Raw genomic sequence first — 22,134 nt, 5'->3', positions numbered from 1 at the left:
CAAAAAGTTTCACTCGATTCGGGCAATGCAGGGCGTATCCAGGATACGCCCTGCCCGGCATCACTCGGCCTTTGGCTGCTCGCGCAGGCGAATGTGCAGTTCACGCAGGGCCTTGGCGTCAACGACACCCGGCGCCTGGGTCATGACGTCCGCAGCGCTCTGGGTTTTCGGGAAGGCAATGACTTCACGAATCGACTGAGCGCCAGTCATCAGCATCACCAGACGATCCAGACCGAACGCCAGACCACCGTGCGGTGGCGCGCCGTATTTCAGAGCGTCCAGCAGGAAGCCGAACTTCTCCTGTTGCTCGTCTTCGGCGATGCCCAGCAGACGGAATACCGCCTGTTGCATTTCCTTGCGATGGATACGGATCGAACCGCCACCCAGCTCGGTGCCGTTCAGAACCATGTCGTAGGCACGAGACAACGCAGTGGCCGGGTTGGCTTCCAGCTCTTCAGGCGTGCACTTGGGTGCAGTGAAGGGGTGGTGCAACGCGGTGAAACTGCCGTCGTCGTTCTCTTCGAACATCGGGAAGTCGACGACCCACATCGGAGCCCATTCGCAGGTGTGCAGTTTCAGATCGTTACCGACCTTGATGCGCAGTGCGCCCAGCGCTTCGCTGACGATCTTGGCCTTATCAGCACCGAAGAACACGATATCGCCATCCACCGCACCGACGCGATCAAGGATCACGTTGAGGTTGGCTTCAGGGATGTTCTTGACGATCGGCGACTGCAGGCCATCCACGCCATTGGCGCGCTCGTTGACCTTGATGTACGCCAGACCCTTGGCACCGTAGATGCCGACGAACTTGGTGTAATCGTCGATCTGCTTGCGCGGCATGCTCGCCCCGCCCGGAACACGCAGCGCAGCAATGCGGCACTTCGGATCGTTTGCCGGGCCGCTGAATACCTTGAACTCGACTTCCTTGAGCTGATCGGCAACGTCGACCAGTTCAAGCGGGTTACGCAGGTCCGGCTTGTCAGAGCCATAGCGACGCATGGCTTCTTCGAAGGTCATGTGCGGGAATTCGCCGAATTCCAGATCAAGGACTTCCTTGAACAACTGACGAACCATCTTCTCGGTCAGACCGATGATGTCCTTCTCGTCGAGGAAGCTGGTCTCGATGTCGATCTGGGTGAATTCCGGCTGGCGGTCGGCACGCAGGTCTTCGTCGCGGAAGCACTTGGCAATCTGGTAGTAACGGTCGAAGCCGGCAACCATCAGCAGTTGCTTGAACAACTGAGGCGACTGCGGCAACGCGAAGAAGCTGCCCGGGTGTGTGCGGCTCGGGACCAGATAGTCGCGAGCGCCTTCCGGCGTGGCACGCGTCAGGATCGGCGTCTCGACATCGAGGAAGCCGTTGTCATCCAGATAACGACGGATGCTGGTGGTAATGCGCGAACGCAGACGCAGCTTTTCAGCCATCTCCGGACGACGCAGGTCGATGAAGCGATACCGCAGGCGGGTCTCTTCGCCGACATCGGAGTATTCGTTCAGCGGGAACGGCGGGGTTTCCGACTCGTTCAGCACTTCCAGCTCATAGCCCAGCACTTCGATGGCGCCCGAGGCCATGTTGGGGTTCACGGCACCGGCAGGACGCGCACGGACCTTGCCGACAACCTTGACCACATATTCACTGCGAACACGGTCGGCAGCGGCGAAGGTGTCTGCACGATCAGGGTCGAACACCACTTGAGCCATGCCTTCACGGTCGCGGATATCGAGAAAGATAACGCCTCCATGGTCACGGCGACGGTGGACCCATCCGCAAAGGGTAATTTCCTGACCTTCCAGGCTCTCGTTCAGTTGGCCGCAATAATGGCTGCGCATCATGATGGTGGTTTCACTTCTCGTAATTCGAAAATTCGGTGGGGCTTTCGCTCCTGGCTTGCGCTCAATAGTGCAAGGCACCGGCACACAGTTCAAGCCAGCCCTCGCCCACGCAGAGTCATGCCCGTTAGCAAGGCGGAGGATTATATAGAGTTAATCGATGCCGTGCAGCCGAACGAACCTATCCCGTCAGGATAAGTTCGTGGCTGCCCCGTGCGCTGAAGCGGTTCGCTCGCGACACCGGGAAGGCGCGGCCCCGCCAGAGGCGAGCCCGCAGAATGAGGGGGTCAAGCTAGGCCTGGTAGATGCCCTGACGATCGGTCTTCAGGAGATGCGCCACGCAGACGACGCGAATCAGACCGCTGAAATTCTTTACACCACCATGGCGCAGATGAACCTCTCTATCAATATAGGAAAGCACGGCATTCACCGAGCAGTTATTGGAGTTCGCAATACCGGACAGTATGTTCCAGTACACGTTCTCGAGCCGCAGACACGTTGCCAGACCGTTGAGCCGGACTGACTTGGAATGGGGCTGAGCCAGCGTCATGTTGAAATCCTCGACAAAAGGATCATCGCGTATCGTCGCATGACGACTTAAATCCTTGACCTCGCGTTCGACACCGTGTGCCATCATCTTAATAACCTCTGTTAGTTAAATTCGGAACAGAAAAAGGGAAACATTTATAAACAAGTGACTACCTGACCTATAAAGCCCGATCCATGAATTTATATCCAGCAGCGGTTGTACTTGCTCACCGTAGGACATGACTACAAGAGACTAAGGAATATCAAGACGTGCAACAGCGATAACTCAATACGCCGCCTTGGACGCCCTTGATAGTTATATGACTGCAAGAAAAAACGGAATCGGTCACACCGAAGGCAGGTGACCCAGACGCAGAGGAGGTAGCGTAGAGGGTGATGCTGGCGAGCGGCACAGGGTACCACTCGCCGATATCATTACTTCGACTCAAGCATCGAGCGCAACATCCATGCAGTTTTTTCATGAACCTGCATGCGCTGCGTCAACAGATCCGCAGTAGGTTCATCACTGACTTTATCCAACAACGGAAAAATACTACGTGCCGTGCGGACAACAGCCTCTTGACCCTGAACCAGACTTTTGATCATATCTTCAGCACTTGGCACGCCCTCTTCTTCCTTGATGGTAGAAAGACGCGCATAGGTCGAATAAGTACCCGGCGCAGGAAAACCCAACGCACGAATACGCTCGGCGATGGAGTCGACTGCCAGAGCCAGTTCGTTGTATTGCTCTTCAAACATCAGATGGAGCGTACGAAACATTGGCCCACTGACGTTCCAGTGAAAGTTGTGGGTCTTGAGATAGAGCACATAAGTATCCGAGAGCAGATGCGAAAGACCGTCAACGATCGATTTGCGATCTTCTTCACTGATACCAATATCGATTGCCATGTTTCATGTCCTTTTAGTGAGGATTGGAAAGCAGTAACAGCCGCTACTCTATCAAGAGAAGAGGAGCCGTGCAGCTTTCTGTCGACGCGCAGCCCAACGCCGACGTACGCGCAGGAGAAATACCGGAGGCGTCAGCCAGGCCTTTTCATGACACCCGCGAGAGCCAGAAGCGCCAAACCCGCTGGAAAGCCCTTCGAAGGCTCTGCTCCGGCACTTGCAGGAGGGCTGATGATGCAGCTCGCGCTGCGGCCCACACGCTGTTTTTGACTGCGTAAACGACTGATTTGAGTAGCATCGGGCTTTGCTGTTAAATACACCGCGTGTCGCTGAAGCGTTGTCATCCTGCTTGGCGCATAGGCTGGCCCCTCGCTCGTGTATCACGCCTCCTCCTGTTCAGAAGCGTACCGGGCGTTACCCGCTATTTCTTGTAATCCTTCTTGACCTGTGAGCTTTTTAAAAATGTTGAAAATTGTCCACCTGGTAACGGGAGCAACAGCCCTGTTGCTTTCTTTCATCCCCAGCCTGCGTAGCGAAGCGGTCGCTCCCTACCTGCAACAGCCTGACGCGCTTTTTCTGGCTTTTCTGGGGCTACTCAACCTGATTCTCGCTCCGGTAATTCCCTACTGGAATCGAGGCACCCGTCACACACTGCAAAATCTGGTCAGTGCATTGCTTGTTCTTGCCGTCGTGCTGCAAATCCTCACGCTACTTGTTCCACTGCAATATATAGCAGGCCAGCCAGCGATCATTGCCGGCCTGGTAACCGCCATCGTAGCCGTCGCCCTGCACCTTGGGGTGAGCTTCTACAGATCGTCCCCTTCGCCCGCACCACAGAGCCATGACATGGGTAACCGTGATACCGGCACCGTGAAGTGGTTCAACACCTCGAAGGGCTTCGGTTTTATCTCACGTGATTCCGGCGACGATATTTTTGTGCATTTTCGCGCCATTCGCGGTGAAGGTCATCGCGTGCTGGTCGAAGGTCAGCGCGTCGAGTTCTCGGTGATGAATCGAGACAAGGGCCTGCAAGCCGAAGACGTTATCGCAGCTCTGCCTCGCCGCTGATTTCCAACGGCGATAAAAAACCGCGACCTCCATGAGAGGCCGCGGTTTTTTTATGCCTGTCAGTAATGAGGTGGTGGCGCATCTTCCTCGAAGGTTTCGAACTGATTGCCCAGCTCCTCCTGCCGCTTGAGCATAGCGGTCATCTGCAGTTGTAACTGGTCAAGCTCGCGCCGTTGAGCCACCAGCACGTCATTCAATGCCTGAATGGTATCGTCCTGAAAGGTCAGACGGCTCTCAAGCTCCATGACTCGCTCATCAAGGTTCATGATTATTCCCCCTCAAATCGGAAATCAGTAGTCAACACAGGCTTCAGCCTTTCCCGAATGGCAGCAAACGCCTCATCCGTATAAGGAACCGCCTGATGCTTGCCCCACACTGGTGCAGGCCAGGCAGCATCGTCGCGCTTACGCACGATGACATGCATATGGAGCTGGCTGACGACATTGCCAAGCGCTGCAACATTGAGCTTATCAGCGCTGAACAGATCCTTGAGAATCTTCGACAGAGTGGTGGTTTCCTGCCAGAGCTGCAGCTGATCCTGCGCGGAAAGCTCAAATACCTCACTGATGTCGGCGCGACGAGGCACAAGAATGAACCACGGGTAGTTCGAGTCATTGGAGAGCAAAAGCCGACATAGCGGAAAGTCGCCCAAGGGCCGGGTGTCTTGCAGCAGACGTGAATCCAGAACGAACACGATAAAAGCTCCTGATTGCCAGATTAGGTAGCCGCCCTGCCCTGTGACAGCAGGATGCCTGACGTTTTTGAAAGGATACGCGTGATCGGGCAAGGCTTCACCCCGTGTCGGTCGCAGCATCTTACCGACGCAGTGAACAACGGCTGACCACGCCCCGGCCCCGCTCGCACCAGAATGAAGCTGAAATCCTTGAAACCGCACTGAATTGAACCGCGTGCGAGCCTCAGGAACAGCGCTGGGTGCAGGGATACCTATCACTTGAATTGCTTTGATCGCTCAAAAACCTGAATCCGGGTCATGAAAATGAAACAGGGTCTCGATCACCATGAACCGTGCACAAGCGTCGCTCCAGAGTCAGGCAGTCGCATCGACCAGTGCACCAAAACCACACACTGATGTTGCGTCGCCAACACTGAGGGTGCGCGATTTACACAAATACGGGTGGGAAACGGTAACAAATCCAGGCCCTGCGGCTAACCTGATACCTGCCGGGCATTGCATGTGAAAATTTTCTTATGGAAATTTTTACGTTAAAACAATCGGATACAGCGTAAAGTCGACGCTGATTCTGATTTTTCACAATTTTTTTTCATTCGACGGAATTTTGTGCACGCTTGTTGCTATATCACCCATATGGTCACGATGCTTCTGGCGGAAAACAGAAGCGAAACCGACCAAGGGAAAACAGTTCGTGCCGCGCAATGACGCTGTCGACCAGCCAAACCGCGCAGAGCCTCTCCTTGAAGCCTTTGCCTGGAACAGCCCGAAACAGCTCAAGGGAAGCACCAACAAGGATGACGCACTCAGCAACACCGCCGTAAAGATTCTGAAAGGATAGGGCTGCACCTATCGCAAGCATCGTCAGCGTGAGGTAGTTTTTCCGCCGACATAAAAATAGAAAAGGCCGCCCAGATAAAAAAACAGGTGGGACGGCTTGAGTACCTTCTAAAAACCAAAGGAGCAATCACGATGAGAGTGATGAAGTGGAGCGCAATCGCACTGGCCGTTACCGCAGCCAGCGCCCAACTGGCAACAGCGGCACCGTTCGTCAGTGATCAGGCTGAAGCCAAGGGTTTTGTCGACGGCAGCACGCTCGACCTGAAGTTGCGCAATTATTATTACAACCGTGACAAGAAAGACGGCAATCAAGACGATCGTGACTGGACCCAGGGCCTGTGGACCAACTTCAGCTCTGGCTACACCCAGGGCACCGTTGGCGTCGGCGTCGAGGCGTTCGGCTACTTCGGCTTGAAGTTGTGGGGTCCTGACAAGTATTCGGGTTCAGGTAACCTCGTCACAGACTCCAATGAAAGAAATGAAGAAACTCAAGGCAAAGTCGGTGGGGCAGTAAAATTCCGCGTATCGAAAACAGAATTGAAAATCGGCGACATGCAGCCGACGAGCCCTGTTTTTGCCGTTGGCGGCTCACGTCTGCTGCCTCAAACAGCGAGCGGCTTGAGCCTGCAGAGCAGCGAAATCTCAGGTCTTGACTTGGAAGCCGGCCATTTCTACTCGGGTACCAGCCAGGACGATACAAGTCATAGCGGCGGTATCTTCGCCACCTACGCTGGCGTAGAAGCCAAAAGCGCCGATTTCGCAGGCGGCAAGTATGCAATTACCGACGCCTTGGGCGTAGCGTTCTATGCAGCCAAGCTCGAAGACATCTGGAACCAATACTACGGTAACCTGAACTACGCACTTCCTCTGAGCGACAGTCAGTCGTTAGCTTTCGATGCGAACATCTATCGCACCGTAGATGAAGGCAGCGCTGAAGCCGGCTCGATCAGTAACACTGCATTCTCGGGGTCGGTTGCCTACTCGTTCCTGGCGGCACATACCGTGACCCTCGCGTTCCAGAAGATTCATGGTGACACCCCGTTTGACTACATCGGTATCGGCGACAACAACCGCGGTGGCGACTCGATCTTCCTGAACAACTCGATCCAGTACTCCGACTTCAACGGTCCAGGCGAAAAATCCTGGCAAGTCCGTTACGACCTGAACATGTCTCCGTACGGTGTTCCAGGCTTGAGCTTCATGACTCGCTACATCCGTGGTACCGATATCGACGGCACCAATGTTGCCGCAGATTCTCCTTACCGCAAATCTGATCTACTCCGCTCCCCACTTTACGGTGCCGATGGCAAACATTTCGAAACCAACCTCGAAGCCAAATACGTCGTACAGACCGGACCTGCAAAAGATCTGTCGTTCCGCATGCGTCAGGCATGGCACCGCGCCAACGCCGACCAGGGCGAAGGCGACGTCAACGAGTTCCGCCTGATCGTCGATTACCCGATTTCGATCCTGTAATCACGGTCCTGCACTCGGCAATACGAAAAGCCCGGCCCATGCCGGGCTTTTTCTTACCTACGCGAAAGCTCGGCCGTACACCCCGAACGACCGCCCTGCCCTGTACGCCACCGGCACATCACCGTACAATCCCGAGTCATTTCCAGTCTCAGCAACCGACAACGGCCAACCATGCGCACCAGTCAATTTTTGCTCGCCACACAGAAAGAAACCCCTTCCGATGCGGTCGTGGTCAGCCATCAGCTGATGCTGCGCGCCGGCATGATCCGAAAGCTCGCCTCCGGCCTGTACACCTGGCTGCCGATGGGCCTTCGCGTGCTGCGCAAGGTAGAAGCCATCGTTCGCGAGGAGATGGACGCTGCAGGCGCACTCGAAATCCTGATGCCGGGCATTCAGCCCGCAGAACTGTGGCAGGAGTCCGGCCGCTGGGTGCAGTACGGCCCTGAATTGATGCGTCTTGTTGACCGCCACAACCGTGATTTCTGCCTGGGCCCGACCCACGAAGAAGTCATCACCGATCTGGCCCGCAACGAGCTGAACAGCTATAAGCAGTTGCCGATCAACATGTACCAGATCCAGACAAAATTCCGTGACGAGATCCGCCCACGCTTCGGCCTGATGCGCGGTCGCGAGTTCGTCATGAAGGACGCCTACTCGTTCCACGCCGATCATGCTTCGTTGCAGGAAACCTACGACCGCATGCATCAGGCGTATAGCAATATCTTTACCCGCCTGGGGCTGAAATTCCGCCCGGTCGAGGCGGATAACGGTTCGATCGGTGGTGCAGGATCGCACGAGTTCCACGTACTGGCCGAATCCGGCGAAGACGACATCGTGTTCAGTGATGGCTCCGACTACGCCGCCAACATTGAAAAAGCCGAAGCGGTGCCACGCGAAACGTCGCGCCCTGCTCCGACCGAAGAGCTGCGCCTGGTCGACACACCGAACACCAAGACCATCGCGCAACTGGTCGAAGGCTTCAATCTGCCGATCGAAAAGACTGTCAAGACCCTGGTGGTGCATGCTGCCGAAGAAGGCAAGCTGGTTGCACTGATCATTCGTGGCGACCACGAACTCAACGAAATCAAGGCCACCAAACTGGAGCAGGTCGCAGACCCTCTGGTCATGGCGTCCGAAGCCGAACTGCGTGATGCCATCGGTGCAGGCGCAGGCTCACTGGGCCCGCTCAACCTGCCACTGCCTTGCATCATCGATCGCTCGGTCGCGCTGATGAGCGATTTCAGTGTCGGTGCCAACATCGACGACAAGCATTACTTCGGCGTCAACTGGGAGCGCGATCTGCCGGTTCCGGCCGTTGCCGATCTGCGCAACGTGGTTGCTGGCGATCCAAGCCCGGACGGCAAGGGCACCCTGGAAATCAAGCGCGGCATCGAAGTCGGTCATATCTTCCAGCTGGGCACCAAGTACAGCGAAGCCATGAAGTGCCAGGTACTGGGCGAGAACGGCAAGCCGGTCAACCTGTCCATGGGTTGCTATGGCATCGGCGTGTCCCGCGTGGTTGCTGCGGCCATCGAACAGAACAGCGACGAGAACGGCATTATCTGGAACGATACATTGGCACCGTTCCAGATCGCCCTGATCCCGCTGCGCTACGAAACCGACGCCGTACGTGAAGCGACAGACAAACTGTACGCCGAGCTGAAAGCCGCCGGTTTTGAAGTGCTGCTCGATGACCGCGACAAGAAAACCAGCCCAGGCATCAAGTTCGCAGACATGGAACTGATCGGCATCCCGCATCGCATCGTGGTCAGTGATCGCGGTCTGGCCGAAGGGAATCTGGAATACAAGAGCCGTACCGAGTCGCAACCGCAAGCCCTTGCAGTTGCTGACGTGCTGTCGTTCATTCAGGGCCGTGTGAAACGCTGAGTCAAAAGGCGCATCGACATCTGTCGATGCGCCTCTCATCACAGGCCCCATCCGCATCAAGAGATCCCATGTTCAAACGAAGCACCTTAAGCCTCGGCAGCGCCGTTCTCTGCGGCACTTTCCTCGTCGGTGGCTGTGCCAATCAGTTGTCACAGCGCAGCGAACATGAGGAACGTGTCGAGCGAAAACTGCTTGAACACACCTTGCAGGTCGATATCGGCGAACCCAAGACACTGGAGTTGCCGCAACGACGTGTGCGTATCCACGAACACAAGTCGTTCGAGGTCACCGACTTCGAAGTCACACGCCATTACGACCGCTACACGCCCTATCAGCCCTGGCGGGAGATCTATGAAATCCCGCTCGGTGCAGTCGCAGTCGTGGCTGGCTTGGGCGCCAACGTGGTCAATGTCTTCGCACTGGGCAGTCTGCCGGAAAGCGTGACCAAGGACTGGATCAGCTACGGCGTTGCCGGAATGAACCCGTTCATGAACGCGCCCTCGCATGGTCGCGCCGAGCAAAACCTGGCGGGTATCGATGAGATTCAGAAAGACAAGCGCATCGAGAATTCCACCCTGCCGTGGAGCGAGCGCTCGGTCATGGTCAAGACGGGTAACGAAACCCACGAGATGGCCACAGACCGCAACGGCGTACTGAGGCTCAATCTGCTGGACAGCCCGTTCGCAGAACAGGACCTGAGCCGTGTCACTCGTATCTATATCAATGTGGAAGACGAACAGGACAACGCACACGCCAATGAGAGTCTGCCAATCAGCCACTCACTGCGCGGCAAACTCCTGGAAGCACATGCGCTGATTTACGACGATCTGGAAGACGACGAAGTAAGCCAGTGGGTGCATCGGGTCAAGCGCCTGTCGGATCTTGGTCTTGAAGAAGAAGCCAGTGAACTGGAACAGAGCCTCATCGAACTGACGCGCAATGATCCACAGCTGCAGAACGAGTTTCTGAAGTCGCTGGCCAGGGATGCTGGTCGCCTGGTTGCGGTTCCTGCACAAGCGCAATGAGCATTGGGCTCCGTGATCGCACGGAGCCGCCTGTTAGCGCGTGAACAATTCCAGTTGCTCGTGGGCTGCACGCAAGTCGTGCAGGCGCATCCCCACGCCCAATAACCGAACCGGCTTCCCACCCCGCGCGAAAGCCTGCGCCAGTAACTGCTCATAACTGCCCAGATCCCTGCCCGCGCCGGTCTGCTCCAGCGTAGTCTGAGTGAAGTCGTGGAATTTCACTTTGACGAAGGGTTTGCCCGGGCGGTACTGGCCTTCCATTCGCGCCATGCGGTGGGTCAATGTCTCCAGCAAGGCAGGCAGCTTTTCCAGGCAACTGGCCAGATCAGGCAGATCCTTGTCGTAAGTATTCTCGACACTGACCGACTGACGCCGACTGTCATTCTGCACAGGCCGGTCATCGATGCCATGCGCAAGACTCCAGAGCCGTTCGCCGAAACTGCCGAACTCACGCACCAGCGCCAGCTTGCTGCGGCTGCGCAGATCCGCACAGTCGACAATTCCCAGACGCCCCAGCTTGTCGGCCGTGACCTTGCCCACCCCGTGCAGCTTGTTGACAGGCAGCGATGCGACAAAATCCTCGACCTGATCCGGGGTGATGACAAACAGCCCATTCGGCTTTTTCCAGTCGCTGGCGATTTTGGCCAGAAACTTGTTGGGCGCAACGCCCGCCGAAACGGTGATGTGCAGCTGATTCGAAACCCTGCGCCGGATATCCTGAGCAATGCGCGTCGCACTCCCCGAGAAGTGGCTCGCATCGGATACGTCCAGAAACGCCTCATCCAGAGACAGCGGCTCGATCAGGTCGGTGTAATCGCGAAATATCGTCTGGATTTCCTTCGATGCTTCTTTATAGGCATCCATACGCGGCTTGACGATGGTCAGGTCCGGACAGAGCTTGAGGGCATGTCGAGAGGACATGGCAGAACGCACACCGTACGCACGCGCCTCGTAATTGCAGGTAGCGATAACCCCCCGCCGCTCTGCCGAGCCCCCTACCGCCAAAGGCTTGGCCGCCAGACTCGGGTCGTCGCGCATTTCGATGGCTGCGTAAAAGCAGTCACAGTCGATGTGGATGATTTTGCGCTGCGTCATGACCTGATGAGATTTTGATATCCATGGTCGGGCAGTATCTCACTGCTATCAACGTGTGACACGCACGTCCTGAAAATGCGCGATGAAAAGGCCGCATTTGCATCGCTGCTCGTAGGCAAACACCACCCGAAGCCCGGCGGGCCGGGCGTCAAAGGTCGTTCACACCTCCGCTTCGCCTCGCTAACCACTTGAAGGAGAAGCACTTTTTTGAAACTAATCATTGACACCCCGGCAACTCTCTGTAGAATGCCGCCACACAGACGCGGGATGGAGCAGTCTGGTAGCTCGTCGGGCTCATAACCCGAAGGTCGTCGGTTCAAATCCGGCTCCCGCAACCAAACATCAAGAAAGGCCACTCGAAAGAGTGGCCTTTTTTGTGCGCGCTCATAAAGCGTCGCCTCCTGCTTCTATATAGAAGAGCTGGGCCAGCCCGGAACGCGTAGGTGGATCCAAGCATTAAGCGAGGTTATTTTCAGCTTTCGAGCATTAAGGGTTGACACTTTGTCGTTCGGCTGTAGAATGCCGCCACACAGACGCGGGATGGAGCAGTCTGGTAGCTCGTCGGGCTCATAACCCGAAGGTCGTCGGTTCAAATCCGGCTCCCGCAACCAAACATCGAAGAAGGCTGCTCGAAAGAGCGGCCTTTTTTGTGCCTGATGAAAAACCCCTCCTCCATATCAGTAACTGTCTGACAAAAAAGACTATTTGCTCCAGACACTGAAGCCCTATCATCACGAACGTCACGTAATGTTTCCATTTACGACAGTTTTTTCACATGCGGCCGATAGGCTTATGGCTAAGCTGAATCAGACCTGAATCACGGCTGAACAGCATTGACCCGTTCTATTCGCTATTCGCTCGTTAGGCGTTGACGCGCTAACATCCTGAAATATTTTTTGCGTAGGGATTGGTAACTTGGCTGTATACCTCCATCCTGTCGCGCACGATCCAAGGAGTGATTGATGCGCGACAACACGTCAGATTCCAATGAAACAGTGAATGCCGACCAACCTGGCAAACCCGCACGCCTGCAGTGGCGCGAGTTGCTGAGCAAGTATCGCCAGCCTATCGGGCTGGCTGTGATGCTGCTGCTGTTCGGTCTGGCATTGATCGCCTGCCGGCACATGCTCATCGAGATGGACTGGTACGCGCTGCACGACTCCCTGTTCGCCGTGCCCCTGGCCTCTCTGGGCGGCGCGCTGCTGGCCGCGATAATCGGCTACGTCATCCTGATGGGTTACGAGCTGTCGGCCAGTCGCTATGCCAACGTCGACCTGCCAACCAAAACGCTGATCCTCGGTGGTTTCACGTCGTTTGCGATTGGCAATGCGGTAGGTCTGTCGATGCTGTCTGGCGGCTCGGTCCGTTATCGCCTGTACTCGCGACATGGTATCGGCGCGATTGAAATTGCCCGAATGACCGTGTTCGCCAGCCTATCGCTGGGTTGTGCGCTGCCGCCACTCGCTGCGCTGGCGACCTTGAGCAACCTGTCCGGCGCATCGCTCGCACTGAAGCTTCCCGTCGAAGTTCTCGCGGTCATTGCGACTGCGGTGCTGGTCGGCAGCATTTTACTGGCGGTCGCCATTTATCGCCGTCGCCTGCCGGAACAGGATATCCCCCACAACATTCTGGTACGCCTTGGTCGTCGCACCCTGCGCCTTCCGAACCTGCGTCTGACCCTGATCCAGTTGGTGATCACCGCGCTGGACGTGGCCGCTGCGGCTCTGGTGCTTTACCTGCTGCTGCCCCAGGCACCTCCGCTGGGTGCATTCATGCTGATCTACCTGCTGGCGCTCGCCGCTGGCGTACTCAGTCATGTACCCGGTGGCGTCGGCGTCTTCGAAGCGATTCTGCTGGCTGCGTTTGCCAATGAGCTGGGCGCTGCGCCTCTGGCGGCCGCCCTGTTGCTGTATCGCCTGATCTACGTCGTGCTGCCGCTGCTGCTGGCGTGCCTGACGTTGTTGTTCACCGAAGCCCAACGATTGCTTCCGACCCGACAGGCGATGCGCGTCGCTTCAGGTCTGGCGGCGCCGATCCTGGCACTACTGGTTTTCTTGTCGGGGGTGGTGCTGCTCTTCTCTGGTGCCACCCCTGAAATCGACACCCGACTGGAAAACGTCGGCTTCATGATTCCCCATCGCCTGATCGATGCTTCGCACTTCGGTGCGAGCCTGGTCGGCGTACTCTGCCTGCTGCTGGCGCAAGGGCTGCGCCGACGACTGTCCGCTGCATGGGTGCTCACCGTGATCCTGTTGCTGGTGGGTGCCGTGCTGTCGATGCTCAAGGGCTTCGACTGGGAAGAAGCCAGCCTTCTGCTGCTGACTGCGGTCCTGCTGATGACCTTCCGCCGCTCGTTCTATCGCCCGAGCCGTCTTCTGGAAGTGCCGTTTTCTCCGCTCTACCTGATCGCCAGCGTCTGCGTGGTCGGTGCGTCGATCTGGCTGCTGCTGTTTGCCTATCAGGACGTGCCTTACAGCCACCAGTTGTGGTGGCAGTTCACACTGGACGCCGACGCCCCTCGCGGCCTGCGCTCGGCGCTGGGCAGCGCGGTTCTGCTGGTGGTGGTCTCCCTGACCTGGCTGCTGCGCACTGCACGCCCCGTGATCAAGCTGCCTGACGCAGCCGACCTGGACAAGGCGGCAGAGATTCTCAAAGCCTCCAGCCAGCCGGACGGCGGCCTGGTACTGACCGGCGACAAGGCCATCCTGTTTCATCCGGCTGGCAACGCTTTCCTGATGTATTCGCACCGCGGCCGCAGTCTCGTCGCGCTTTATGACCCTATCGGCCCGACACAACAGCGCGCGGAGCTGATCTGGCAATTCCGTGACCTGTGCGATGTTCACCATGCACGCCCCGTGTTCTATCAGGTACGCGCTGAAAACCTGCCGTTCTACATGGACATCGGGCTGACCGCGATCAAGCTGGGCGAAGAAGCACGAGTCAACCTGCTGAAGTTCGATATCGAAGCCAAAGGCAAGGAGATGAAAGACCTGCGCTACACCTGGAACCGTGGTGGTCGTGATGGTCTTTCGCTGGAGATCTACGAGCAGGGCGAAGCGCCAATCGATGAACTCAAAGCGATCTCCGATGCCTGGCTGACCGGCAAGAATGTGCGAGAGAAAGGCTTTTCTCTGGGACGCTTCAACCCCGAATACCTCAAGTACTTCCGCATTGCGATCGTTCACTTCCAGGGCAAGCCGGTGGCGTTTTCCAACCTGCTGGAAACCACCAGCCACGAACTGGCCAGTCTGGACCTGATGCGCTCGCATCCGGACGCGCCCAAATTGACCATGGAATTCATGATGGTCGGGTTGATTCTGCATTATAAGGCGCAGGGCTATTCCCGCTTCAGCCTGGGTATGGTGCCGCTGTCCGGCCTGCAGCCGAGACGCGGCGCACCACTGACCCAGCGTCTGGGCTCGATGATCTTCCGCCGTGGAGAACAGCTCTACAACTTCCAGGGGCTGCGCCGCTTCAAGGACAAGTTCCAGCCCGACTGGGAACCTCGCTATATGGCCGTGCCTGCCGGACTCGATCCGCTCGTGGCACTGGCTGACACTGCCGCCCTGATTGCGGGCGGCCTGACTGGATTGGTGAAACGCTGATGATTCGACGCTTTTGGCGCCTTTTGCTCGCAGCTCTGGTAATTCTTCTTTTGGTCGCACTGGGAGTCTGGATCTGGAACCGCCCCGCTCCACCCGCCACACTTGAGCACTCGAATCTGGATGACGGGGCCGCGCTGACCAGCGTGACCCCGGCCACCAGCATCAAGACCCGAATCGCACTGGCTGTTACTGCCGAGGAAATGCTCACCGACAAGCAATTGCTGGCCATCAGCAAAGACGCCTCGGCGCGCATCGTTCAGGTTGTTCTGCCGAAAGACGATTGCGTCATGCAGCAGAAGACGTTCCAGAGTGCCCTCGAAAAACTCGACGGTCCTGCACTGGTCGTCGGCGGCATAGGCCCCGGCGCAACTCTGGCCTGGCGCTGGCTGGCCGGACAGACCGATGACAAGGCTCAGGCCATATCCGTGGGTTTCGCCCTGGAGCATGTGTCCAATCCGCCACCTGTGGTGGACGAAGGCGACACGCCGCCACGCATCTGTGACGTGCCGCTGCCGCAGAAAGCGCCGCATGGCCACTGGCTGGCGGCCTGGAATGACGCGCCGGATGACCCGAGCGCAGCGTTCGTAAGGGATCAGACCAACGCCGATACCAGCATCAGCGACTACGATATCCCGTTGCCACAGGTTCTGAACACCGAACTGCGTCATCTGCTGCTGGGTGAAAACGACAGCGGGGGTCTGGGTATTCCAGTCGTTGAAGTACCGGCCAGCCAACCATCCGACACCGTCACGCTGTTCATGTCAGGTGATGGCGGCTGGCGCGATCTGGACAAGGTCGTCGCAGGCGACATGGCGAAAATGGGCTATCCGGTGGTCGGCATCGACGTGCTGCGTTACTACTGGGAGCACAAGACGCCCGAGCAGACCGCCGTTGACCTCACCGACCTGATGAACCACTACCGTCAGAAATGGGGCACCAAACGCTTCATTCTTGCCGGTTACTCGTTCGGCGCTGACGTCATGCCTGCGATCTACAACCGTCTGGCAACGGAAGATCAGAACCGCGTAGACGCAATCATCCTGCTGGCATTCGCCCGCTCGGGCAGTTTCGAGATTCACGTGGATGGCTGGCTGGGCAACGCAGGCAAGGAAGCGACCACCGGACCGGAAATGGCCAAGCTGCCTGCCGCCAAGGTGTTCTGCGTCTATGGCATCGAAGAGAAGAAGGACAGCGGCTGCACCGATACCACAGCAGTGGGTGAAGCGGTCCAGTTGCCCGGTGGTCATCACTTCGATGAAGACTACCCTGCTCTGGCCAAACGCCTGATCGACGCCATCAACAAGCGTCAGGGCAAGACCGGCGCTCAATAACCGGTCAGCTATCAGAGCCAAAAAAAATCCCGGCACCGTGAGGTCGCCGGGATTTTTGTTTGCGGGCAGTATATTTGCCAGCTTACATCTCGACTTGCGTACCCAGCTCGATCACGCGGTTGAACGGCAGCTTGAAGAAGCGCAGGTTGCCGTTGGCGTTCTTGAGCATGAAGGCGAACAGTGCTTCGCGCCAGCGAGCCATGCCGACCATCTTCGACGGAATGACCGTCTCGCGACTCAGGAAGTAGGTGGTGCGCATCGGGCTGAAGTCCAGTTCGGCCAAGTGACACAGGGCGAGCGCAGCGGGTACGTCCGGCTCGTCGATGAACCCGAAGTGCAGAATCACGCGGTAGAACCCTTCTCCGTATGACTCAACCTCGAAACGCTGCTGAGCGGGAACCCTCGGAGTATCCTCGTAGACAACCGTCAACAGCACGACCTGCTCGTGTAACACCTGGTTGTGCAGCATGTTGTGCAGCAGCGCATGCGGCACGGCATCGGAACGGGCCGTCAGGAACACCGCCGTACCCTGCACCCGATGCGGCGGCTGCACGCGAATGCTGCCGATGAAGATCGGCAGCGGCAGACCGCCTTCGTCGATACGCTCGGCGAGCAACTGCTTGCCGCGCTTCCAGGTGGTCATGAGGATGAACAGCACGGCGCCCGCCAGCACCGGAAAGGCACCGCCCTGGAAAATCTTCGGCACGTTGGCAGCGAAGAACAGACCGTCTACCAGCAACAGCCCTATCAATAGCGGAACGGCCAGCAATGGCGGCCATTTCCACAGGAGCAGCATCACCGAAGACACCAGAATCGTGGTGCAGAGCATGGTCCCGGTCACCGCCACGCCGTAGGCAGAAGCCAGCGCGCCGGAAGACTCGAAGCCGATCACCAGCATGATCACGCCCGCCATCAGCGCCCAGTTTACGGCGCCGATGTAAATCTGGCCCTGTGCATCACTGGAGGTGTGCTGGATGTACATGCGAGGGATGTAGCCAAGCTGGATGGCCTGCAGCGTCATGGAGAACGCACCGGAAATCACCGCTTGAGAGGCAATGATCGTCGCCATGGTCGACAGGCCGATCAGTGGCAGCAGCGCCCAACCCGGCGCCAGCAGATAGAACGGATTGCGCACGGTCTCGGGGTTGCCCAGCACCAGCGCACCCTGACCGAAGTAGTTGAGCAGCAACGCCGGCAACACGAGGATGAACCACGCCCGCGAAATCGGCTTGCGGCCGAAGTGCCCCATGTCTGCATACAGGGCTTCGGCACCCGTCAACGCCAGCACCACTGCGCCAAGAATGGCGACACCGATGCCAGGATGAATAATGAAGAAGTGCACGCCCCAGGCAGGATTCACCGCCTTGAGCACTTCCGGCGACTGCATGATGCCGTAGACACCCAGCGCGCCCAGCACTACAAACCATGTGACCATCACCGGACCGAACAGCACACCGATGCGCGCCGTACCGTGCCTCTGAATCAGGAACAGACCGATCAACACCACCAATGCCATCGGCACGATCCAGTGCTCCAGCCCGTCGAACGCCAGCTCGAGACCTTCCATCGCCGACAATACGGATACGGCAGGCGTGATCATGCTGTCGCCGTAGAACAGCGCCGCACCGAACAGGCCGAACACCACCATCAACATCTGCAGCTTGGGGAACCTGGCAGTAGCCCGTCGCGCCAGTGCCGTCAGGGCCATGATGCCGCCCTCGCCCTGGTTATCGGCACGCAGGATGAAGACCATGTACTTGAAGGACACCACCCAGATCAGCGACCAGAAAATCAGCGACAGAACACCGAGAATCGCGTCGTGCGTGACTTCGACCCCGTAGCCGCCCTGAAACACCTCCTTGAGCGTATACAGCGGGCTGGTGCCGATATCGCCATACACCACGCCTACCGCTGCGATCAGCAGCCCAACAGGCCTGGCCGCCTTTCCAGAACCTTCATGACTGTTTGTTTGACTCATCCACTACTCCCGGAAACCAGACATGAGGCTCAAAGCACTATGAACTTCACAACGCGTAACAATTCAGATCCGCCCAGACATTGACATGCCGGGATGCGATGGCGCGAAGCATAACGCAGCGGTGGGTGTAATTCTCTTTCTAAGATGGGCACATCATGTCAACGCCCAAGAAAAAGCCCACCGACAGGTGGGCCTTAGATCTATTCAGTGCCTTTAAGCAAAGACAACCTCAACTCGCCCTTCACCACCACGCGAGCGGGGCGCTGTCTTTACAACTATCTGGACATCACGCCCAAGACGAGAGAGGCAATCGATCATCTTGGACTCGCTGATACCTCTGAATTTTCCCCTGAGCATTTCCGACACCTTGGGTTGAGGCATCGCAAGGATTCGAGCAGCTTCGACCTGAGTAAGATGTCGAGCCTTGATAATGGCGCCTATCTTGGTGGCTAGTTGCGCCTTGATCAACATTTCGCTGGCGTCGCCTCGGCCGAGGTCTGCGTAGACATTGCCGCTACTTTCTTCGATATCAGTCATTTTTAGTCCCCTTGGCATGTTCTTCTGCTGCTTTGAGTCGAGATTTGATCAGATCAATGTCGTGTTGCGCCGTCTTGATGTCTGAGGTCGACTTCTTCTGAAAGCAATGCAAGGCATAGACCGCATTTCCAAACTTGACGGTATAAACCGCCCGGTAAGTATCCCCGTCATAATCCTCAACAACCTCAAGCACACCAGCCCCGGAAAAGCCTTTCAAGGGTACAGCTTGAGTATGCTTGTTTCCCTGCTGAGCCTGATGGAGCGCATACCCGAATACATCCTGCACATCCTCGGGCATCGCCAACAGGTCTTTCTTACTGCCAAACAACCAATACAATGGCTTCACTGCGAGATCGCCTATCCTTACCAACACGGACAAAATATACCCATTTGGGTATAGGATCAATTGACAATCCTGTTTCAAACCTTGAAGACGTTCCGCACTCGTCGTAAATCTCGCACAGACACTGGTCATCACGCCCGCTCATCGCTAGAATTGCGCACTTTTTGATCAGAGGCGCAACCAAGCGCCCAATCGGTGCCTGCACGTAGTGTCCAGGCCCCATCACGCCGAGGTTCGCCATGTCCACCGTCACCACGCCATCCGCCCCCAAGGTTGGATTCGTCTCTCTGGGTTGTCCGAAAGCGCTCGTTGACTCCGAACGCATCCTGACTCAGCTGCGCATGGAAGGTTACGAAGTCGTTCCGACTTACGAAGACGCCGACGTGGTTGTCGTCAATACCTGCGGCTTCATTGACTCGGCCAAGGCCGAGTCGCTGGAAGTGATCGGTGAGGCACTGGCGGAAAACGGCAAGGTGATCGTGACCGGCTGCATGGGCGTGGATGAAAGCGTCATTCGCAAGGTCCACCCGAGCGTGTTGTCGGTGACCGGTCCTCAACAGTATGAGCAGGTCGTCAATGCCGTGCACGAAGTCGTGCCGCCGCGCCACGATCACAATCCGCTGATCGATCTGGTGCCGCCGCAGGGCATCAAGCTCACACCGCGTCACTACGCGTACCTGAAGATTTCCGAAGGCTGTAACCACAGCTGCAGCTTCTGCATCATTCCGTCGATGCGTGGCAAACTGGTCAGCCGCCCGGTAGGCGATGTGCTCGACGAAGCCAAGCGTCTGGTCAAATCCGGCGTGAAGGAATTGCTGGTGATCTCGCAGGACACCAGTGCCTACGGCGTTGACGTCAAGTACCGCACCGGTTTCTGGGACGGCCAGCCGGTCAAGACCCGCATGACCGAGCTGTGTCAGGCGTTGGGCTCCATGGGCGTCTGGGTCCGCCTGCATTACGTTTATCCGTACCCGCACGTTGACGAGCTGATCCCGCTGATGGCGGCCGGCAAGATCCTGCCGTACCTGGACATCCCGTTCCAGCACGCCAGCCCCAAGGTCCTCAAACTGATGAAGCGCCCTGCCTTCGAGGACAAGACCTTGGCCCGCATCAAGAACTGGCGCGAGCAGTGCCCTGACCTGATCATCCGCTCGACCTTTATCGTCGGCTTCCCCGGTGAGACCGAAGAAGACTTCCAGTACCTGCTGGACTGGCTGACCGAGGCCCAACTGGACCGCGTCGGCTGCTTCCAGTACTCACCGGTCGAAGGTGCGCCCGCGAACCTGCTGGACGCCGCCATTGTGCCGGATGATGTCAAACAGGACCGTTGGGACCGCTTCATGGCGCACCAGCAGGCCATCAGCGCCGCTCGCCTGCAGATGAAAATCGGTCGCGAGATCGAAGTGCTGATCGACGAAGTCGATGAACGCGGTGCGGTTGGCCGCTGCTTCTTCGATGCCCCTGAAATCGACGGTAACGTGTTCATCGGCCTGGAAGACGACAGCACGGTCAAGCCGGGTGACAAGATCATGTGCCGCGTGACCGATGCCGATGAATACGACCTGTGGGCCGAAATCATCTGACGCTGGCTCCACCTGCCGGAAAAAGCCCTGCCCTTCAAAACGGCAGGGCTTTTTCGTTGAGTTTTGCGGTCTATGGACAAACGTACGGACTGGAAACTGGGAGCGCTGGCCGATGGAATTCTACATTCCAGACAAGAACGACTACCCGGCTTTGGTAGACCTGTGGGAGCGCTCGGTACGCACCACTCATGACTTTCTGCCAGACGCCTACATCACGCTGTTGAAAGATCTGCTGCTCAGGCAATATCTGGACAGTGTGACCCTGTTCTGTACCCGTGACGCGCAACTGGACATCACCGGCTTTGCAGGCGTCAACCGGAGCAAACTCGACATGCTGTTCATCGACCCTGAGCACCGGGGGGAAGGAATGGGCTCACAGCTGCTGACTCACGCGATCTCACAGTTCCACATCTACGAGCTGGATGTGAACGAACAGAATCCGCAGGCGCTGGGCTTCTATCTCAAGCACGGTTTCGAAGTGGTCAGCCGTTCCGAAGTCGATGGTCTGGGCAGCCCCTATCCGATGCTCAGGCTGCACCTGAGCCGCCGCGATTGACATGACTGAAGGCGCAATTGCAATGTTGCCGCGATTAACCCGGCGCAGGCGGTTACAATGGCGCCTTTCTCATCAGTAAACGGCTTCTTTCATGACAGACCCCATTCGCCTCTCCAAACGCCTCATCGACCTGGTCGGCTGCTCCCGCCGGGAGGCCGAACTGTTCATCGAGGGCGGCTGGGTCACCGTGGATGGCGTGGTGGTCGAGGAGCCGCAATTCAAGGTCGATACCCAGAAGGTCGAGCTGAGCCCTGATGCCAAGGCGGATTCGCCGGAGCCGGTCACGATCATCTTTCACACGCCCGCCTCGGTGACTGCCGAAAGCGCTTTGCAGATGATCACGCCGGGCACCCTGTCCGAAGAACACAGCTATGGCAAGCGCCCGCTCAAAGGGCACTTTCTGCGGCTTGAAGCGATCTCCAGCCTGCAGGCCAACGCCAGCGGCCTGATGGTGTTCAGCCAGGACTGGAAAATCCTGCGCAAACTCACCGACGACCGCAGCAAGATCGAGCAGGAATACGTGGTGGAGATCTCCGGCGAGATGGTCCCTCATGGGCTGAACCGCCTGAACCACGGGTTGACCTACAAGGGCAAGGAATTGCCGAAGGTCAAAGCCAGCTGGCAGAACGAGAACCGCCTGCGTTTCGCCATGAAGAATCCTCAGCCAGGCGTCATCGCCCAGCTCTGCGAGGCCGTCGGCCTGAAAATCGTCTCCGTTCGCCGCATCCGCATTGGTGGCGTGTCCATGGGCAAGCTGCCCGAAGGGCAATGGCGCTACATGACAACCAAGGAAAAGTTCTAACTTTCCCCTCATTACCGGGCGTACGCATTTGCTCGTGCGCCGTCAAAAGA

19 protein-coding genes and 2 tRNA genes are annotated in these 22,134 nt (G+C 57.5%); 12 read left to right on the top strand and 9 right to left on the bottom strand.

Annotated features, from left to right (window positions below; genetic code table 11):
* Positions 1-60 precede the first annotated feature (60 nt).
* The 3 genes from aspS to AC0IXS_RS21905 all read right to left on the bottom strand — a co-directional run bounded on the left by aspS (position 61) and on the right by AC0IXS_RS21905 (position 3,270).
* A complete protein-coding gene (aspS, locus tag AC0IXS_RS21915; protein ID WP_025994454.1) occupies positions 61-1,836 on the bottom strand; it encodes an aspartate--tRNA ligase in 1,776 nt (591 codons plus the stop codon).
* Positions 1,837-2,125: 289 nt separating this feature from the next.
* Positions 2,126-2,470: a ribbon-helix-helix domain-containing protein gene (locus tag AC0IXS_RS21910; protein WP_057408873.1), complete on the bottom strand. Its 345-nt coding sequence runs from the start codon at positions 2,468-2,470 to the stop codon at positions 2,126-2,128.
* A gap of 326 nt (positions 2,471-2,796) precedes the next feature.
* On the bottom strand, positions 2,797-3,270 hold the full coding sequence (locus AC0IXS_RS21905; protein WP_004879132.1) for a Dps family protein: 474 nt from the start codon (positions 3,268-3,270) through the stop codon (positions 2,797-2,799).
* A gap of 459 nt (positions 3,271-3,729) precedes the next feature.
* Here AC0IXS_RS21905 and AC0IXS_RS21900 point away from each other — a divergent pair, with 459 nt between their 5' ends.
* The gene (locus AC0IXS_RS21900) at positions 3,730-4,335 is read left to right on the top strand and encodes a cold-shock protein (RefSeq protein ID WP_122667630.1); all 606 of its coding nucleotides are present in this window, start codon (positions 3,730-3,732) and stop codon (positions 4,333-4,335) included.
* 59 nt (positions 4,336-4,394) lie between these two features.
* Here the strand turns inward: AC0IXS_RS21900 and AC0IXS_RS21895 are convergent, their stop codons facing one another.
* Both AC0IXS_RS21895 and AC0IXS_RS21890 read right to left on the bottom strand, forming a co-directional pair.
* Complete coding sequence (locus tag AC0IXS_RS21895; RefSeq protein WP_004879131.1) at positions 4,395-4,601, bottom strand: SlyX family protein; 207 nt, start codon at positions 4,599-4,601, stop codon at positions 4,395-4,397.
* A gap of 2 nt (positions 4,602-4,603) precedes the next feature.
* Positions 4,604-5,029 (bottom strand): HIT domain-containing protein, encoded by a 426-nt coding sequence (locus AC0IXS_RS21890; protein WP_004879130.1) that lies wholly within the window; start codon positions 5,027-5,029, stop codon positions 4,604-4,606.
* A gap of 691 nt (positions 5,030-5,720) precedes the next feature.
* On the opposite strand from AC0IXS_RS21890, the gene AC0IXS_RS21885 reads away from it, so the two are divergent.
* The 4 genes from AC0IXS_RS21885 to AC0IXS_RS21870 all read left to right on the top strand — a co-directional run bounded on the left by AC0IXS_RS21885 (position 5,721) and on the right by AC0IXS_RS21870 (position 10,254).
* Positions 5,721-5,867, top strand: coding sequence for a hypothetical protein (locus tag AC0IXS_RS21885; RefSeq protein WP_161987326.1), 147 nt, complete (start codon positions 5,721-5,723; stop codon positions 5,865-5,867).
* A gap of 131 nt (positions 5,868-5,998) precedes the next feature.
* Positions 5,999-7,342 (top strand): OprD family porin, encoded by a 1,344-nt coding sequence (locus tag AC0IXS_RS21880; protein ID WP_191957145.1) that lies wholly within the window; start codon positions 5,999-6,001, stop codon positions 7,340-7,342.
* A gap of 171 nt (positions 7,343-7,513) precedes the next feature.
* On the top strand, positions 7,514-9,229 hold the full coding sequence (locus AC0IXS_RS21875; protein ID WP_025994457.1) for a proline--tRNA ligase: 1,716 nt from the start codon (positions 7,514-7,516) through the stop codon (positions 9,227-9,229).
* Positions 9,230-9,297: 68 nt separating this feature from the next.
* Positions 9,298-10,254 carry a hypothetical protein gene (locus tag AC0IXS_RS21870; RefSeq protein WP_057410970.1) on the top strand — a complete coding sequence of 319 codons (957 nt, stop codon included), beginning with the start codon at positions 9,298-9,300 and terminating at the stop codon, positions 10,252-10,254.
* Between the two features lie 33 nt (positions 10,255-10,287).
* Here the strand turns inward: AC0IXS_RS21870 and dinB are convergent, their stop codons facing one another.
* Complete coding sequence (gene dinB, locus AC0IXS_RS21865) at positions 10,288-11,349, bottom strand: DNA polymerase IV (RefSeq protein WP_004879122.1); 1,062 nt, start codon at positions 11,347-11,349, stop codon at positions 10,288-10,290.
* Between the two features lie 261 nt (positions 11,350-11,610).
* Here dinB and AC0IXS_RS21860 point away from each other — a divergent pair.
* The 4 genes from AC0IXS_RS21860 to AC0IXS_RS21845 all read left to right on the top strand — a co-directional run bounded on the left by AC0IXS_RS21860 (position 11,611) and on the right by AC0IXS_RS21845 (position 16,285).
* Positions 11,611-11,687, top strand: a tRNA-Met gene (locus AC0IXS_RS21860).
* Between the two features lie 196 nt (positions 11,688-11,883).
* A tRNA-Met gene (locus AC0IXS_RS21855) sits at positions 11,884-11,960 on the top strand.
* Positions 11,961-12,311: 351 nt separating this feature from the next.
* Complete coding sequence (gene mprF, locus AC0IXS_RS21850; RefSeq protein ID WP_004879119.1) at positions 12,312-14,954, top strand: bifunctional lysylphosphatidylglycerol flippase/synthetase MprF; 2,643 nt, start codon at positions 12,312-12,314, stop codon at positions 14,952-14,954.
* Positions 14,954-16,285, top strand: coding sequence for a virulence factor family protein (locus AC0IXS_RS21845; RefSeq protein ID WP_057410969.1), 1,332 nt, complete (start codon positions 14,954-14,956; stop codon positions 16,283-16,285). The genes mprF and AC0IXS_RS21845 overlap by 1 nt, the downstream gene beginning before the upstream one ends.
* An 82-nt stretch (positions 16,286-16,367) precedes the next feature.
* Here AC0IXS_RS21845 and AC0IXS_RS21840 read toward each other — a convergent pair whose 3' ends face one another.
* From AC0IXS_RS21840 to AC0IXS_RS21830, 3 genes are all read right to left on the bottom strand, one after another.
* Positions 16,368-18,263, bottom strand: a complete 1,896-nt coding sequence (locus AC0IXS_RS21840) for a potassium transporter Kup (protein WP_057410968.1) — start codon at positions 18,261-18,263, stop codon at positions 16,368-16,370.
* Between the two features lie 213 nt (positions 18,264-18,476).
* The gene (locus tag AC0IXS_RS21835) at positions 18,477-18,800 is read right to left on the bottom strand and encodes a helix-turn-helix domain-containing protein (protein ID WP_025994463.1); all 324 of its coding nucleotides are present in this window, start codon (positions 18,798-18,800) and stop codon (positions 18,477-18,479) included.
* Entirely contained in the window at positions 18,793-19,104 is a 312-nt protein-coding gene (locus AC0IXS_RS21830) for a type II toxin-antitoxin system RelE/ParE family toxin (protein WP_268873447.1), read from the bottom strand. The genes AC0IXS_RS21835 and AC0IXS_RS21830 overlap by 8 nt, the downstream gene beginning before the upstream one ends.
* Before the next feature lie 278 nt (positions 19,105-19,382).
* Here AC0IXS_RS21830 and rimO point away from each other — a divergent pair, with 278 nt between their 5' ends.
* From rimO to AC0IXS_RS21815, 3 genes are all read left to right on the top strand, one after another.
* Positions 19,383-20,726, top strand: coding sequence for a 30S ribosomal protein S12 methylthiotransferase RimO (gene rimO, locus AC0IXS_RS21825; RefSeq protein WP_004879110.1), 1,344 nt, complete (start codon positions 19,383-19,385; stop codon positions 20,724-20,726).
* A 112-nt stretch (positions 20,727-20,838) separates the two neighbouring features.
* Positions 20,839-21,282 carry a GNAT family N-acetyltransferase gene (locus tag AC0IXS_RS21820; protein WP_057410967.1) on the top strand — a complete coding sequence of 148 codons (444 nt, stop codon included), beginning with the start codon at positions 20,839-20,841 and terminating at the stop codon, positions 21,280-21,282.
* Positions 21,283-21,373: 91 nt separating this feature from the next.
* Entirely contained in the window at positions 21,374-22,084 is a 711-nt protein-coding gene (locus AC0IXS_RS21815; RefSeq protein WP_025994466.1) for an rRNA pseudouridine synthase, read from the top strand.
* Positions 22,085-22,134: the final 50 nt, after the last annotated feature.

The sequence above is a fragment of the Pseudomonas sp. AC016 genome, assembly GCF_979253365.1.
The sequence above is the reverse complement of the archived record's forward strand: the minus strand, read 5'-3'. Positions and strand labels throughout refer to the sequence as shown.